At 37.7% G+C, this 17,190-nt stretch carries 14 protein-coding genes; 10 read left to right on the top strand and 4 right to left on the bottom strand.

The window, feature by feature from the left end; genetic code table 11:
• Window positions 1-153: 153 nt before the first annotated feature.
• Window positions 154-921: a biotin--[acetyl-CoA-carboxylase] ligase gene (locus tag ACOVO2_RS19090; RefSeq protein ID WP_421771506.1), complete on the bottom strand. Its 768-nt coding sequence runs from the start codon at window positions 919-921 to the stop codon at window positions 154-156.
• 302 nt (window positions 922-1,223) lie between these two features.
• Between ACOVO2_RS19090 and rsfS the strand changes: the two genes are divergently transcribed.
• The gene (rsfS, locus tag ACOVO2_RS19085) at window positions 1,224-1,631 is read left to right on the top strand and encodes a ribosome silencing factor (RefSeq protein ID WP_188769113.1); all 408 of its coding nucleotides are present in this window, start codon (window positions 1,224-1,226) and stop codon (window positions 1,629-1,631) included.
• Between the two features lie 98 nt (window positions 1,632-1,729).
• Window positions 1,730-3,733 carry an ATP-dependent zinc metalloprotease FtsH gene (ftsH, locus tag ACOVO2_RS19080; protein WP_421771505.1) on the top strand — a complete coding sequence of 668 codons (2,004 nt, stop codon included), beginning with the start codon at window positions 1,730-1,732 and terminating at the stop codon, window positions 3,731-3,733.
• A gap of 72 nt (window positions 3,734-3,805) precedes the next feature.
• Here the strand turns inward: ftsH and ACOVO2_RS19075 are convergent, their stop codons facing one another.
• A complete protein-coding gene (locus ACOVO2_RS19075; RefSeq protein ID WP_421771504.1) occupies window positions 3,806-4,627 on the bottom strand; it encodes a porin family protein in 822 nt (273 codons plus the stop codon).
• Between the two features lie 68 nt (window positions 4,628-4,695).
• On the bottom strand, window positions 4,696-5,115 hold the full coding sequence (locus ACOVO2_RS19070; protein ID WP_421771503.1) for a hotdog fold thioesterase: 420 nt from the start codon (window positions 5,113-5,115) through the stop codon (window positions 4,696-4,698).
• Between the two features lie 152 nt (window positions 5,116-5,267).
• On the opposite strand from ACOVO2_RS19070, the gene ACOVO2_RS19065 reads away from it, so the two are divergent.
• From ACOVO2_RS19065 to glmS, 8 genes are all read left to right on the top strand, one after another.
• Window positions 5,268-5,906, top strand: coding sequence for a histidine phosphatase family protein (locus tag ACOVO2_RS19065; protein ID WP_421771502.1), 639 nt, complete (start codon window positions 5,268-5,270; stop codon window positions 5,904-5,906).
• Between the two features lie 280 nt (window positions 5,907-6,186).
• A complete protein-coding gene (locus ACOVO2_RS19060; RefSeq protein ID WP_421771501.1) occupies window positions 6,187-7,281 on the top strand; it encodes a sensor histidine kinase in 1,095 nt (364 codons plus the stop codon).
• Window positions 7,282-7,441: 160 nt separating this feature from the next.
• The gene (locus ACOVO2_RS19055; protein ID WP_421771500.1) at window positions 7,442-8,182 is read left to right on the top strand and encodes a LytR/AlgR family response regulator transcription factor; all 741 of its coding nucleotides are present in this window, start codon (window positions 7,442-7,444) and stop codon (window positions 8,180-8,182) included.
• Between the two features lie 167 nt (window positions 8,183-8,349).
• Entirely contained in the window at window positions 8,350-9,909 is a 1,560-nt protein-coding gene (locus ACOVO2_RS19050) for an acyl-CoA carboxylase subunit beta (RefSeq protein ID WP_421771499.1), read from the top strand.
• 66 nt (window positions 9,910-9,975) lie between these two features.
• A complete protein-coding gene (locus ACOVO2_RS19045) occupies window positions 9,976-10,482 on the top strand; it encodes a GNAT family N-acetyltransferase (RefSeq protein WP_421771498.1) in 507 nt (168 codons plus the stop codon).
• 182 nt (window positions 10,483-10,664) lie between these two features.
• Window positions 10,665-11,477, top strand: coding sequence for a glycogen/starch synthase (locus tag ACOVO2_RS19040; RefSeq protein ID WP_421771497.1), 813 nt, complete (start codon window positions 10,665-10,667; stop codon window positions 11,475-11,477).
• 37 nt (window positions 11,478-11,514) lie between these two features.
• Window positions 11,515-12,849: a DUF4270 domain-containing protein gene (locus tag ACOVO2_RS19035; RefSeq protein WP_421771496.1), complete on the top strand. Its 1,335-nt coding sequence runs from the start codon at window positions 11,515-11,517 to the stop codon at window positions 12,847-12,849.
• A gap of 561 nt (window positions 12,850-13,410) precedes the next feature.
• Window positions 13,411-15,249, top strand: coding sequence for a glutamine--fructose-6-phosphate transaminase (isomerizing) (gene glmS / locus ACOVO2_RS19030; protein WP_421771495.1), 1,839 nt, complete (start codon window positions 13,411-13,413; stop codon window positions 15,247-15,249).
• 76 nt (window positions 15,250-15,325) lie between these two features.
• Here the strand turns inward: glmS and ACOVO2_RS19025 are convergent.
• Window positions 15,326-17,190 (bottom strand): FdhF/YdeP family oxidoreductase (locus tag ACOVO2_RS19025; protein ID WP_421771494.1); only part of this gene is annotated, 1,865 nt, incomplete at its 5' end.

Here is a 17,190-nt window from a genome sequence, read left to right as displayed (position 1 = left end):
TGGTAATCTGTGCCACAAATACCTATACGATGGATTTTTAAAAGAGCTTCATTTTCGGCCAATGTGTCATCAAAATCTCGACTAATTAATTGAAACTCTTGCGGTTGATTTAAAATAATAGTTTTCAAAATCTATATGTTTTAGGGTGAATTTTTATTCAATTACAAACGAAACCTCTTTAAAGTCGAACTTTTTCACTTCTTCGCCTACTTGCATTATCAAATGTCCCATTTCAGCTACATCAATTATTTTACCGAGAAATCGTTCGCCATTTTGTTCGTACTTATGCCATTCTCCAAACCGAAATACTCGTTCTAAATACTTTATTTTCTGAGCTTCGGCGTGTCCGTTTTTTAACTGTAAATAATATTTTTCGATACATTCACAAAGTTGTTCAATCAATTTTTCAAGCACATAATCTTCCGTTTTCTGCGAAGCCAATCTTAGCGAAATTGCTCTATCATTCATAAAACTTATTTGATTGATATTTAATCCAATACCCACAACCGAATACGCCAGTCGGCTGCCCGAAAGTGTATTTTCAATCAAAACGCCACCCATTTTCCGATTCCCGACATAAATGTCATTGGGCCACTTGACAGTTAGGCCGTCTGATAAATATCTGCACAAAAACTCGTAAATTCCAAGCGAAACCGCAATATTTAAATTAAATTGTTGAGCAACCGCCAAAAAATCAGGTTTCAGAATCATCGAAACCGTTATGTTTTGATTGGGCAGGGTTTCCCACATATTTCCACGCTGTCCACGACCCGCCGTTTGGTCAGATGTTATGACAATTGTTCCATCAAAAGCTCGCTTTGTTTGAATTATTTCAGCCGCAATATCGTTAGTTGAATGACAACTTGGCAGATAAATGGTATTTTTGCCGAGAAATAAAGTTTTGGGTTGAAAATTGTACAACTTTATAGTAATTTAGCGTTTTGGGTAACGCATACATAAAATATTTTTTAGTGAAGTTCGTGTACTTTCAAAAGAAAGCCTATTTTTTTGAACTTTTAATGTTAAACAAAGAGTTTTAAGTGCTGAAGCATAATTGAAAGTGTGGGATGAAGAATGTAAAATGTATGATAGTGATTATCAATAAATTACAAGTTTTTCATGCACAAACAATTAGAATAAAGCCTTTACATTAAACATTTAACATTAATAATTCACCATTAATTGAACGAACCGCTCACAAAATTAAATGAAGATAATATTGAATGAAAGAAATTAAAGAACTTTCTGGTGATGAGTTAAGTCGCTTAGTAGTACACGGAATGTTAGAAAAAAAAGCGACAAATATTGTAGTGATGGATTTACGTAATGTCAAGAATGCTATCACCGACTTTTTTGTAGTTTGCTCGGGTAATACCGATACCCAAATTGCGGCCATCGCCGACTCGGTAGATGAAGAAGTTTTCAAAGCCTCCAAACTTAGCCCTTGGCACCAAGAAGGGCGTCAAAATCGTGAATGGATTTTGCTCGACTACGTTGATGTAGTTGTGCATATTTTCAGAAAAGACCGCCGTAAATTCTACGACCTAGAATCTCTTTGGGGCGATGCCGAAACAACAATAATCGAAGAAAGCTTTGAGCCCGAAGCACCTAAACAAATGGTCTTCGAATGATGTTAAGAATATTTGAACCTTTACATAGTTCAAAACCATGTAAAGGTTATTTTTTTTATATGAATAACTATTGCAATAAATTTTGAAAAATTAGAAAAATGTCAGACAACAACAGTAATGAATTTCCGAAAAGAAAGCCAGCCAATAATGGTGGTGGTTTGCAGGGATGGATTGTAGCGGCGATTATCATGGGCATTATAGGCTTTTTACTTTTTTCGAGGTCCGCATCGTTGGCACCGATTAAGTACAAGCAGCTCGAGCAAATGATTTTGCAAAAAGATGTTGAAAAAGTAGCCGTTGTAGAGGGAAATCGCAGTGTAGAAGTAACACTTACTCGTGATGCTCTCCAAAAACCAGAGTATAAAAAAGACTTAGGTAATAATCGTTATAACGCAGGTGGCCCGCACTTAAAAGTAGATATTGTATCGGTTGACTCGTTTATGAGTGATTACAGGGAGTTTTTGAAAAACCCTCAAATTAATTCTGAATACAGTAAATCACTTTATCCAGAAATCGTTGAACGCCAAGACATGACCAACTGGATAGTAAATCTGCTGCCATTTATCGTTGTACTTGGTTTGATGTATTTCCTAATGAGCCGTATGACAGGAGGTGGTGGCCCTGGTGGTCAGATTTTCAATATCGGTAAATCACGAGCGGCTCTTTTCGATGCCGATAATAAAGTAAAAATCACTTTTAATGATGTAGCAGGCTTAGAAGAAGCCAAAGAAGAACTACAAGAAATTGTTGACTTCTTGAAAACCCCAAAAAAATACACCGAACTCGGTGGTAAAATACCAAAAGGTGCTTTACTCGTAGGCCCTCCCGGAACAGGTAAAACTTTATTGGCCAAGGCAGTTGCTGGCGAAGCAAGTGTGCCTTTCTTCTCACTTTCGGGTTCTGATTTCGTTGAAATGTTTGTGGGTGTGGGTGCCGCTCGTGTGCGTGACCTCTTCAAACAAGCCAAAGAAAAAGCTCCGTGTATTATCTTTATTGATGAGATTGATGCAGTTGGTCGTTCTCGTGGACGTGGCTCAATGCCTGGTGCAAACGATGAACGTGAAAATACACTTAACTCTCTCTTAGTAGAGATGGATGGTTTTGGCTCTGATGCTGGAATTATTATTTTAGCAGCAACCAACCGCCCCGATGTTCTTGACCCAGCCTTGATGCGTCCAGGTCGTTTCGACCGCCAAATAAGTGTTGATGCTCCTGATATTGTTGGTCGTGAGGCTATTTTCAAAGTTCATATGAAACCTTTGAAGCTTTCGAACGATATTGATGTAAAGAAATTAGCAGCTCAAACTCCAGGCTTTGCAGGTGCAGAAATTGCTAACGTATGTAACGAAGCAGCCCTTTTGGCGGCACGTCGTGGCAAAACAGCCATTGATATGCAAGATTTCCATGATGCAATCGACCGTGAAATTGGAGGACTTGAGAAGAAGAATAAGTTGATTTCGCCAGAAGAAAAAGAAATCGTGGCATATCACGAAGCTGGACATGCAGTTGCTGGCTGGTTCTTAGAACACGCCAATCCACTCGTAAAGGTAAGTATCGTACCTCGTGGTATTGCAGCTTTGGGATACGCTCAATATTTGCCAAAAGAGCAGTATCTGTATCGAACAGAGCAACTTATTGATGAAATGTGTATGACTCTCGGAGGTCGTGCTGCCGAAGAAGTTGTTTTTGGTAAAATTACTACTGGTGCATTGAGCGATTTAGAGCGAATCACAAAAAGTGCTTACGGAATGGTTTCGGTATATGGTATGAACGACCGTGTTGGTAATGTATCTTTCTATGATTCGAAAGGTCAGGGTGAAATGTCGTTCACTAAACCTTATTCGGAAGATACTGCGAAAGTAATAGATGAAGAAGTAAAGAAAATGATTGATAGTGCGTATACTCGTACGAAAGAATTATTGATTTCAAAACGTGAAGAATTAGAGAAAATCGCTCAAGAACTACTGAAAAAAGAGATTCTTTATCAGTCTGACTTAGTAGATTTAATAGGTAAACGTCCATTCGAGAAATTGACAAATTATCAAGAGTTTATGGATAAAGTAGATACTCCTACTGAAGAAAAAACTCCAGTCGTAGAGTAATCAGCAATACATTAGATACTAAAAAAGCTCATCATAGTGATGAGCTTTTTTAGTATCTGAGTGTTCCAATAATTATTTCACTAATCCTATTGAAATCTGAAACTGGCTTGGTGCCATTTGGAATTGAACTGGATTATTTGCCGGACCAATTTCATAATCAAGCATATTGACGAATAATCCTTCGTAACGACCTTCGACAAAAAAATGTTTAAACTCAAAACCTATTCCAGCATTTATACCAAACTTGGGGCGTACTAATAATTCGTTCTTCACATCTTTTATCGTATATACTTTCAAAGCATCTTCAATCTCTTGATTAAAACTCATTGGAAAAGAAGCCACAGGCCCGGCAAAAATACGAGCTTGGCGAAAACGTAATCCAAATAGCAGTGGAATATCTACCGCATTGATTGTGCCACTGACACGCCTAAAGAGTGTACCATTCGTCTGTAAAATATCAAATTTTCCACCCTTTTGTGAATAAACAGCTTCGGGTTGAAAATAAAATGAACCTTTGGTCATTCGAACAAAAACACCTCCTAAATACCCCAAGGTCGATTGGGCATTATTCAAAAAATTATCCCTTACGATTGGAAATTGTGGAAGGCCTGATGAAGAAACTCTAACCACATCTTTGATCTCCTTAACTTGATATTTTCCAAAACTAATTCCACCACGTAGCCCGAAGGTAAATTTAATACGATCACGCTTAAATTCTTCGGCATAACTCAAGGTATCTTCTTCAATTTTTTTGCGTTTTGTTGAGGTTTCTTTTGAGTTAATCAAAGTATCAACTTTCACCGAATCGGTTTTCATAAGCGTTGTATCAACTTTTTCTTGGGCAAAAAGAGAGCCTGATATAGCACTCAATAATACTAATAGTAGTTTTTTCATGTAAGACTTTTTTATAATTCACTCAATAATTAATTGCTCAAATTTAAACAAAAATCGAGCCATAAGCATCATTTTGCGTCAATAACAGCAACCGTCAAACGCACCACACACACTAACTTTTGCTCTTCTGAATTGATTCTAATATCCCAAATATGAGTGGTTCGACCAACATGAATTGGTGTTGCTTTTCCATAAACCCAGCCACTAGTCACCGATCGAATATGATTGGCATTAATTTCGAGCCCAACAGCTCTTTGCTTTTCCATATCATCTAAGCACATAACAGATGCAATGCTTCCTAGTGTTTCGGCCAACACTACCGAAGCCCCACCGTGCAGGATTCCGAAAGGTTGTTTAGTACGATGGTCAACGGGCATTCGAGCAGTCACGTAGTCGTCGCCCACTTCCAAAAACTCAATTCCAAGGTGGTCACCCATCGAAACTTCACCAAATTGTTTTGTTAAATCAAACTTATTCTTAAAAATCATACTTAGCTAATGGTTTGTTATTTTAAAAAATTTCAAAATTTATAAAGACACCTACCTTAAAAGGCTATTATTTCGTAATTTTGCACCTTTATTAGTTTTTAGTCCAAAACTAAGGTTTGTTTTAGATAGTTTCAATTTAAAATACTGATATTTTGCTTACCAAAACAATTTATTTAATTCGTCACGGAGAAACCGAGTTTAATCGTCGAGGAGTAGTTCAAGGCAGTGGTATCGACTCAGACCTTAACGAACTGGGCTTTTTACAAGCAAAAGCTTTTTTTGATGCTTATCAGCATATCGAGTTTGATAAAATTTATACTTCAAAACTTCGTCGCACCGTCCAATCGGTACAGGAGTTTATCAATCTGGGGATTCCGTACGAACAATTCGAAGGACTCAATGAAATAAGTTGGGGAGAAAAAGAAGGAAAAGTACCCAATTACCAAGAAGACGAAAATTACCTCGAAATCATAGCCAATTGGAGCAAAGGAAAAACCGATATTCCTGCCGCACCTGGCGGAGAGACTCCCGAACAGGTAATTGCACGCCAGAAAGTTGCTTTCGAAAAAATAATCGAAAATACCGACGAAAAACTGATTTTGGTTGCCATGCACGGCCGTGCGATCAGAATCTTACTGACTCACCTGCTTGATTTACCACTTTCTGAAATGGACTCGTTTCAGCATAGTAATTTATGTCTCTACCAATTAAGTTATAACTATGATACCCAAAAGTACACGCTTTTAAAAGCCAATGACACTGCTCATTTGACCGAACTTTTGGTAAAATAATATGCCCGTTTATTGAATCATTTTTCCATTGATGTAGAAAACCCGTCTTTAGTGTCGGGTTTTCTGTATTTTTAGTTTGTTTTGAAATTCAAAGGGCTAGCTAATCGTTTATCGGCCCGATAAATTACAAAAATACTTACAGTACAAAATAGAAGCGATATCAATCTTGTAAAATGTAAGCCTCCAAATATTGCCTCGATGGGGAAAATGAGTGGCATGAAGTAAAAGAAAATTAAAAGTCCTCATCAGAAAAAAAATCAAGAAAATATTTTAAAAAATTATGAGTAAAAACAAACTATATTGGTTATTTCAGATTGTTGGGTGGTCACTTTATTTCGGCAACGAAATTATATCCTACACCATTCAATATGGCTTCGAAAATCAATTGCTCTTTCAAGCATTTGCCAATATAGTTTTGACCATTTTTCTAACCCATACCTTTCGCTACATCGTAAAACGTTATAACTGGATTACACTACCGCTTCCACAATTAGCAATTAGAGTATTATTGGGCGTTTTTGTAATGACCGATTTGATGGTAGCCCTCAACCTGCCACTCGATGCTAAGTACACAGGGCACTTAATTAGCGAACAGCCTATTCTTGCCATTGAGTATTTCATCAATCTCTCGAAACCAATGATGGTGTGGGTCTTGATTTATATTTTCTATCATCATTCAGAAGAAAAACGTCAACGAGAAATCGAACAGCTCAAACTTCGCACATCAATAAAGGAGACCGAAGCAAAAGTGCTCAAAGCCCAAATGAACCCTCACTTCATGTTCAATGCACTGAATAGCATCAGAGCATTGGTTTATGAAGACCCAATCAAAGCACAGCAAGGCATTACGCAATTATCGAATATTCTCAGAAGCTCGCTCATTGCCGACCGACGTACGACAATTTCGCTCAAAGAGGAACTCCGCACGATTGAAGATTATCTGGCTCTCGAAAAAGTACGTTACGAAGAACGCCTCCAATCAAAATGGGACATTGATGATAATACGTTGGGGATTCAAGTTCCACCGATGATGCTCCAAACTTTGGTAGAAAACGCCATCAAACACGGTGTTCAAAAAGCCATCGGTTGGGGTTTTGTAGAAATCAATACCAGCATTATCGAAGATAAACTGTATATAAAAATCAGAAATACTGGCCAACTCCACAGCACTGATTCTGACTCAGAATCGGGTGGTTTTGGTTTAAAAAATACAGTACAACGCCTTGATATTCTTTACGGAGCCGATGCTTCTTTTAAGATTTATCAAGAAGATAACCTAACCGTTTGTGCTGAAATTGTAATTCCAACAGGCAGTATTGATGTAAAAAACAATAATATCCCGCTTGAATCTTCAACTATTCGGGCGGCGAGCTGAAGCTTGTTACTGGTGGATTGGTTATTTGTTATTGGTAAATTTGTTAGTCGAAACTTTTATGCAATCTACCTTTAGCTATTCCCACGTAAACAGAATACCAATAACCAGTTCACCAATAACCAGTAAACCAATAACTAATTCCCAAATAACAAATCACCAAATGAAAGCACTTATCGTAGATGACGAACGCTTGGCTCGAAACGAACTTCGTCGTTTGTTAGAAAATTTTCCAAAAATCGAAATTATTGGTGAAGCAGCCAATGCCGACGAAGCCCTCAATCTGATTGATGAATTATCGCCTGATTTGTTATTCTTAGATATACAGATGCCAGGAAAAAATGGTTTTCAGCTTCTTGAAGCCATTGAAGGAAAAGTGCCAGAGGTTATCTTCACAACTGCTTACGACGAGTACGCACTTAAGGCATTTGAGTTTAACGCCCTTGATTACTTAATGAAACCCGTCGATATGCAACGCTTAGCCGAAGCAATTCAGCGTGTAGAAGAAGAGCAAATCCATGAGGTTGAGCGTAAAGAAGGTATTAAACTATTGGGCGAAGCAGACCAAGTTTTTGTGAAAGATGGCGAAAAATGTTGGTTCGTAAAACTCGGAAAAGTGCGTTTGTTTGAATCAATGGGTAATTACGTGCGTTTGCACTTCGACGACCAAAAACCTATGATTCTGAAATCGTTAAACAGCCTCGAAGAGCGTCTCGACCCAAAAATATATTTCCGTGCTAATCGCAAACACATCATTAATTTAGCTTGGATTGACAAAATTGAGCCGTGGTTTTCGGGTGGACTTTTGGTCACTCTCAAAACTACCGATAAAGGCACAACTACCGAAAAAATTGAAATTTCTCGCCGCCAAGCAATCAAATTCAAAGATTTGATGTCGTTATAATCAATATTTTATCGACGTGTAGAGACAGGGCATACCCTGTCTCTACCTAATCTCCCTCCTATCTATTTTTATTTAGCAATAAATTCTTAAAATACCCACCTCAATACTCACCTTTTTGTTGTAGATTTTCTTAGATTTGTCCAACTCAACGAACATCGAAGATAACAATGACAGCAAAATCAAATTTAGACAAACTCGAAATTCTTAACCGCAAAAATGAAGAAGCACTTTTGGGTGGAGGCGAGAAAAGAATTGAAGCTCAACATAAAAAAGGAAAACTCACCGCTCGTGAACGCATCGAACTCTTGCTCGATGAAGGAACATTTGAAGAAATCGGCAAGTTTGTGATGCACCGCAGCAAAGACTTCGGCCTAGATAAAGAATATTATCTGGGTGATGGTGTAGTGACCGGCTACGGCACAATTTCGGGACGTTTGGTCTATGTTTTTGCCCAAGATTTTACGGTTTTTGGCGGTTCACTTTCTGAAACTTACGCCGAAAAAATCTGTAAAATCATGGATATGGCCATGAAAAATGGTGCTCCAGTCATTGGCTTGAACGATTCGGGCGGAGCAAGAATCCAAGAAGGTGTAAACTCATTGGCTGGCTATGCCGATATTTTTTACAGAAATACACTCGCATCGGGCGTAATTCCTCAGATTTCGGCCATCATGGGGCCATGTGCGGGTGGAGCAGTATATTCACCAGCACTGACAGATTTCGTGATGATGGTCGAAAATACTTCGTATATGTTTGTAACAGGGCCAAACGTAGTAAAAACCGTTACTCACGAAGACGTAAGCTCAGAAGAACTCGGCGGTGCAATGACCCACGCTACAAAATCGGGTGTTACACATTTCGTATCCGCCAATGAAATTGAGTGCATCAACGACATCAAAAAACTCTTTAGCTACATTCCTTCTAACTGCGAAGAACAACCTCCTTTTGTGCCTTATGAATCGAACGGCAACGAAAAACGTCCAGAATTAAACAAATTAATGCCCGAAAATCCCAATCAACCCTACGATATGCGTGAAGTTGTGGAGCAGTTGGTCGACGAAGGCAGTTTTTTTGAAGTACATAAAAACTTTGCCGAAAATATTGTCGTTGGTTTTGCCCGAATTGGTGGCCGTAGCGTCGGAATCGTGGGCAATCAACCAGCCGTAATGGCAGGCGTACTTGATATTAATGCAAGTTTAAAAGGTGCAAGGTTTGTGCGTTTTTGTGATTGTTATAATATTCCACTTTTAGTTCTGGAAGATGTTCCAGGTTTCTTGCCCGGTACTGACCAAGAATGGAATGGCATTATTTCGCACGGGGCAAAATTACTATATGCTTTCTGTGAAGCCACAGTTCCACGCATTACTGTTATTACTCGTAAAGCCTACGGTGGTGCCTATTGCGTAATGAACTCAAAGCACATCGGTGCTGATATGAATTATGCTTGGACATCGGCCGAAATTGCAGTAATGGGGGCAGCAGGGGCAGCAGAGATTATTTTCAGAAAAGAAATTTTGGAGGCAGAAGATTCGACAGCGGAATTGAAAAACAAAGTAGATGAATACACCGATAAATTTGCCAATCCGTACAAGGCAGCACACCGTGGATACATCGACGAAGTGATAAACCCAGCCGACACCCGTGAGAAGCTTCTGAAGGCATTTAAAATGCTCGAAAACAAGGTAATGAACCTACCTCGCAAAAAACACGGCAACATTCCATTGTAAGAGTTGTTTCTCATAATTTCCCGAAATTGATTATCTTTCGGGAAATTATGATTTTATTCTACAAATATGATTAGTACAGCTACCCTACAAGACATTCCAGAACTCAACCAATTAGTAAACTCGGCATACAGAGGCGAATCATCAAAAAAAGGTTGGACGACCGAAGAACACCTACTTGGGGGAATCAGAACCGACGAAGCAGACTTGGCAGCATCGCTCCAAAAACCAAATGTAACTATTTTAAAATATACCGAATCAGGTAAAATTATTGGTTCGGTTTATCTTGAAAAACAAGTTGATAAACTATACCTTGGTATGCTTACGGTTTCGCCTGAATTACAGGGCGGTGGCATAGGAAAAAAATTGATGCAGGCAGCGGAAAGTTTTGCCAGAGAGCAACAGTTAAAAAAGATTTCGATGACAGTTATTTCTGTGAGAAAAGAGTTAATCGAATATTATGAACGTAGGGGTTTTGAAAACACGGGCGAAACCAAACCATTTCCGATGAATGACCCAAAATTTGGCATTCCAAAGCAACATCTGGAATTTATAGTCATGGAAAAAACCATTTAAAATCAAACTTGCCAAAACGATATTCATTCAGTTTATGAAAAATACCACTCGTTTTTGCATAAAACAGAAATTTTTGCAACTGCAACTATTGTTTTTCAAAGATTATTGTACAAATTGTTAGTTTTTTTCGTATCTTTGCATACTTTTTTGGAAGACACCTCCCACTAATAATATATTGAGATATGCGTAAACTTCGTATTTTATACGTAGCAAGTGAGATAAATCCCTTCCTGCAAGTTTCAGAAGTAGCTGAATTTCTTCGTAAACTGCCGCAAGCCATGCAAGAGAAAGGCATGGAAATCAGAATTTTAATCCCACGTTTTGGGTCAATTAATGAGCGTAAAAACCGCCTTCATGAAGTAGTACGTCTATCAGGTATCAATATTACCGTTGGAGATGATGAAAAGCCATTGATTATTAAAGTAGCTTCGATTCCAACTGCCAAACTCCAAGTTTATTTTTTAGACAATGAAGACTATTTTAACAGAAAATACGTTTTCTTAGATAAGGAAGGAAGTTTCTATGACGATAACGATGAAAGAACGATTTTCTTTTGTAAAGGCGTATTAGAAACTGTTAAAAAACTCGGTTGGGCTCCTGACATTGTGCATTGCACGGATTGGATGACTTCTTTGATTCCGTTGTATTTGAAAACCACTTATAAAAACGACCCTGTTTTTAAGGACACTAAGTCAGTTTTCACGGTCTACAACAATACTTTTGATCATAAATTTGATGAAGATATAGTTGAAAAAGCCAAATCAATGGATGTTTCTGATGAGAACTTAGCCAATCTGCGTTCGGCAGATTTTGAGGGTTTCATCAAAATAGGTTGCGAATATGCCGACGCAGTTGTGAGAGCCAACGAGGAATCGAATGAAAAATTAAGTAAACTTTTGAATGAAATTGCAGCAAACACAATCGAAGCAAGCATCGAAGATGACAATGTTACGGAAACGTATTTTAACCTTTACACAGAACTTGTTCCTGAATAATATTTGGAAAGACGTAAAGTTTTTACATCTTATATCGATGCGGAATTTAGCGGCAATGCTACTTTCCGCATTATTTTTCTCCTGTGAAGATCCAATCGGTATCGTGATTGATACGCCCAGCACTGGCGGACAAATAACGACAGTGTTTACGGATACCATAAAGGTAGCAGCTTCAACCGTAATGCTTGATTCTACTTTTACATCGGGTCAGTCGGCAGTAAGTATCGGAAATTATAAAGATCCAATTTTCGGCCAGGTCACTTCCAGAACATTTGCACAAATCACTCTCCCTGTTCTTGAATCTGGGGCATTTGCTCCGCTAAAGTTCCCTGCGGCAGACTCTGGTATTACAGTCTATGATTCTGTTTATATCTATATGGCTCATAATGGATTTAGATATGGCGACTCTACGAAAAATTACAGTATGGCCATTCATCGCCTTACCCAAGATTTTGTAAACACAAAAAGATATACCAATGAAGATGTTTTAGCCTTTAATCCAACTCCACTGGCAAGTGGCACTTTTTCTTACAAAGAATTGAAAAGAGCCTCCACTTCATCATCTCAAGATAGTTTGCTAAAATTCAAACTTCCAACTTCACTTGGAAAAGAAATCTATGATTTGTTTTACAAGGATGCAAGTACAACTAATGAAAAATTTGTAGCAGCAGTAAAGGGACTAGCATTTATTCCGAATTCCAATGATCAGAATATGTATGGAATAGCACTGTCTAATTCGTATATCTTGCTTTACTATCACACTACTACTTCGAACGATAGAAAAAGTATTCCTCTTACTCTATATTCGCAAAGATTTAGTCAAGTAGTGGCAAATAGAAATGGAACTGTGCTGCAAAATCTAAAGAAATTGCAAAGCATTCCTTCTAACCTTACTAATAATCGTACCTATTTGCAGACTGGGACTGGTATCTCCCCAAAACTTACATTTCCAACTTTAGCAGCATTACAAAAAAATGCAAATATTCTAATCAATAAAGCGGAATTGGTTTTTGAACCAGATTTAGACCAAATCAACGGTAATTATAGAGCAACACCACAAGTGGCGTTGGTGCAGTTAGATGCCAATAATCAGATTAAAAAAACAAGTGGTAATTTAATCGAATTTGTTATATCTGATGGCCTTACGGCTCAATATGTTTCAAATTATAGTAGCACAACAAATAGCTATACATTCAATATAACTTCAGTATTGCAAGATTTAATATCAAAAAAACGAACAATTGAAGGCATGGCATTAGTGCCTAGTTTATTGAATACAACTAACTCTACCATTTCGCTTTATAACAGTGATGTATCAAGAGTTGTGATGAAAAATATCAAACTAAACGTTTATTATTCTACAAAAAAATAAAGAATAACTATAAAGACATGTAAATCCTCATTTGTATTTCAAATGGGGATTTTTTTTATGTAAATACAACGACAAAGTGGTAGAGTTAATAGTTGTTCATAACACTCATTCCTAATATTTTACACAAAATAGAACTATCGAAATTTTTAAACCATTTACTTAAAACTATACCAATCACATGCGGATGAGTTTTGAGAGGTTAATGACAAATATTCAATAATTTATGTATATTATTTTAGCTTTTATAGATAAAACAATGGAAAATATATTTACTATTTTGGGTCAAAAATTAAAATTTTATAATAACTATAAATTGAAAGAAATTTTTTTTTCTATTAAAAATAATAAATAAAGAATGTCGAATTTGCATCAAATAAATAGCCATTTTTTATATACATTTGAATAAAAATGAAGAACAAAACCCATTTCTTGAACAATTTTCAGAAAATATAGGCTTTTTTCTTTTAATCAATCATTTACCAAAAATAAAAAGCTTAGAGTTAATATTTAATGATTTGAAGGTTAAACTAAGCATCTAGATATACTTAAATTAGCAATAAAATGTGTGGAATTGTAGCTTATGTGGGTAGCCGAGAAGCCGCCCCATTAATAATCAAAGGATTAAAAAGATTAGAATACCGTGGTTATGATAGTGCAGGTATTGCATTATTGAATGGACACGGATTAAAAGTTTACAAAAAGAAAGGGAAGGTTTCGGCACTTGAGGCTGAAATAAAAGATAAGGAACTATCTGCAACAATTGGTATTGGCCACACTCGATGGGCAACTCATGGTGAACCCAATGATGTAAATGCTCACCCACACTATTCGAATAGTGGGCGATTTGCTATTATCCATAATGGAATCATTGAAAACTATGCTTCTATCAAACAAAGTCTTTTGAATAAAGGATATACATTCCAAAGCCAAACTGATACCGAAGTGTTAGTAAACTTTGTAGAAGATATTCAAAAAAACAAAGATTGTTCGCTTGAAGAAGCAGTCAGAATTGCTCTACATGAAGTTGTGGGTGCTTATGCAATCGTAATTATGGATTCAGAAAATCCAACTCAACTAATTGCGGCAAGAAAAGGTAGTCCGCTTGTAATTGGTGTGGGTGAAGATGAATATTTCTTCGCATCGGATGCAACTCCAATTATTGAATATACAAAAGAAGTAATTTATCTAGACGATTACGAAATTGCTATTGTAAAAGATAATGAACTGATTGTCAAGAATTTATCGAACGAAGAAATTGACCCTTATATTCAGACTGTTGAACTCGAACTCGAAGCGATTGAAAAAGGTGGCTACGAACATTTCATGCTGAAAGAAATTTTCGAGCAACCCCGTTCGATTGCCGATTCGATGCGTGGGCGTATCAATCCGGAAGATGCCACACTACTTTTAGGAGGATTGGGTAGTTATCTCGACAAAATCGCTAAAACCAAGCGTATTGTAATTGTTGCCTGTGGTACTTCGTGGCACGCAGGTTTGGTCGGAGAGTATTTATTGGAAGAATTGGCTCGAATCAACGTAGAAGTTGAATACGCATCAGAGTTCCGTTATAGAAACCCTATCATTAAAGAGGGCGATATTGTAATTGCAATTTCACAATCTGGTGAAACGGCCGATACTATGGCCGCTTTGGAATTGGCCAAGTCGAAAGGTGCAATAATTTTAGGTGTTTGTAATGTGGTAGGTTCTTCTATTGCACGCATTACTCACGCGGGTGTTTATACACACGCTGGCCCTGAAATCGGTGTGGCAAGTACGAAAGCCTTTACCGCTCAAGTTACCGTTCTCTCTTTAATAGCCATTGCTGTGGCTCAGAAAAAAGGCACAATCAGCAATGAATTGTATAGAGAATTAATCTTTGGATTAGACGCGATTCCGGCCAAAGTAGAAAAGATTTTAAAGAATGTTGACAAAGTAAAAGATATTTCAAAACTATTCACTTTCGCTTCAAATTTTATCTTTTTGGGTCGTGGATTGAACTTCCCAGTTGCTTTAGAAGGAGCATTGAAATTGAAAGAGATTTCTTACATTCATGCAGAAGGCTATCCTGCTGCTGAAATGAAACACGGGCCAATTGCCTTAATTGATGAAGATATGCCTGTGGTGTTTATTGCGATTAAGGATAGTTCTTACGAAAAAATTGTATCGAATATTCAAGAAGTAAAAGCCCGTAAAGGTAGGGTAATTGCGATTGTAACCGAAGGAGATACTCAAATACCAAGTATGGTTGACTTTACGATTGAAGTACCTCGCACCAACGAGTTACTTTCTCCGCTATTGACTTCTATACCATTACAGTTAATATCCTATTATATTGCTGTACTTCGTGGTAGAAACGTTGACCAACCTCGTAACTTAGCGAAATCGGTAACGGTGGAGTAAAATATTTGAACGCAGATATTTATGATTTTTATGATTAAAGTATGACTTTCTTATTGGCATAAATATCTGCGTTTCTTCAAGAAATTGCTTTTATGGTAATCACTACTGATTTTGAGGTTGGGGTTTTACTAATATCGGCGTAGCTATCAATCGGTACTAAAACATTGGCTTCGGGGAAGTACGTGGCTACGCATTTTCTTGGAATATTATAGGGCACAATGATAAATTTTTCAGCAACTCGCTCAACTCCTCCGTGATTGTTATACAGATTCACCACTTGATATTTTTCAAAATTGGCTTCCTGCATGTCGGTTTCGTTCATCATAATGATTCTTCTTTCATTATAAATACCTCGATAACGGTCGTCTAAACCATAAATGGTCGTATTGAACTGGTCATGGCTGCGAATAGTCATCATCAAATACTCGCCCTCTGCCAATTTTATACTTTCTAATGGATTGATAGTAAATTTAGCTTTTTGTGTATCGGTGCTAAATTTTCTTTCACGTGGTGGGTTCGGTAAATAAAAACCGCCATCATTACGAACACGAACATTATAATTTTCAAAACCTGCTATTGATTGCTCAATTAAATCTCTGATATTATCATAATTGGCTATTAGAGAATCCCAGTTTACCTCACCCCCAACCCCTCTCCTAATGGAGAGGGGAGTTTTTATTTTCAGAGTAGCTTTTGCGATTCCTGCAACGATGGCTGGCTCAGACAATAAATGTTCGGAAATTGGCTCTAAAACTCCTTTGCTACTATGCACCACGCCCATTGAGTCTTCAACCGAAACGAATTGTACACCACCTGCTTGCATATCGAGGTCGGTTCGGCCTAAAGTTGGCAAAATCAAGGCAGTTTTTCCGTGTATTAGATGGCTGCGATTGAGTTTGGTAGAAATATGAACCGTTAAATCGCAATTTTGCAGGGCTTTGGCCGTAAACTCAGTATCGGGTGTAGCCGATAAAAAATTACCGCCCATTCCGATAAAAACTTTTGCTTTTCTTTCGGCCATTGCTTTGATTGCCTCTACGGTATCATAACCGTGCTTGCGTGGAGGTTCGAACCCAAATACTTTTTGGAGATTATCTAAAAACTCTGGTTTGGGTCTTTCAAAAATACCCATTGTGCGGTCGCCTTGCACATTTGAATGTCCACGAACTGGGCAAGTTCCTCCGCCTTCAATACCGATACTCCCCTTCAATAAAAGTAGATTAACAACCTCACGAATGGTTGGTACTGAGTTCTTATGTTGGGTAAGTCCCATTGCCCAGCAGACAATGATTTTTTTATTTTGAATCAATAAATCAGCGGCCGCTTTAATTTCTTCCAAAGCTATTCCACACTCGTCAGAGAGCTGCTCTAAAGATTCATTTTCAAGGATTTGTATGTAATTCTCATAATTTTCGGTCTGATTAATCAAAAAATCTTTGTCAAAAACTTCTCCTGTTTTATGTTCAGCTTCGAGCAAAAGTTTATTGATTGCCTTCAACAAAGCTAAATCCCCGTTGATTCTGATTTGTAGATAAATATCGGTCAATTTTTCGCCACCAAAAAATACATCACGCATTTCTTGTGGGTGTTTGAATTTCAACAACCCGGCCTCGACCAATGGATTGACCGAAATGATTTTTGCTCCTGCACGTTTGGCCTTTTCGAGAGCAGAAAGCATCCGTGGATGATTGGTTCCGGGGTTTTGTCCGAGAATCATAATTACTTCGGCTTTCTCAAAATCATCGAGTTTGACCGAACCTTTGCCCAAACCCAAAGTTTCTCCCAGAGCCGAACCACTTGACTCATGGCACATATTCGAGCAATCGGGCATATTATTTGTGCCGTACATTCGGATGAAAAGCTGATACAAAAAAGCTGCTTCATTGCTTGTTCGTCCGGAAGTGTAGAAGATTGCCTCATCAGGTGAATCTAATTTATTTA

Origin of the sequence: Emticicia sp. (assembly GCF_049241225.1) — a bacterium.
Lineage (GTDB): Bacteria > Bacteroidota > Bacteroidia > Cytophagales > Spirosomataceae > Emticicia.
Note: the sequence above shows the minus strand (reverse complement) of the source record. Positions and strands in the feature narration are given on the sequence as shown.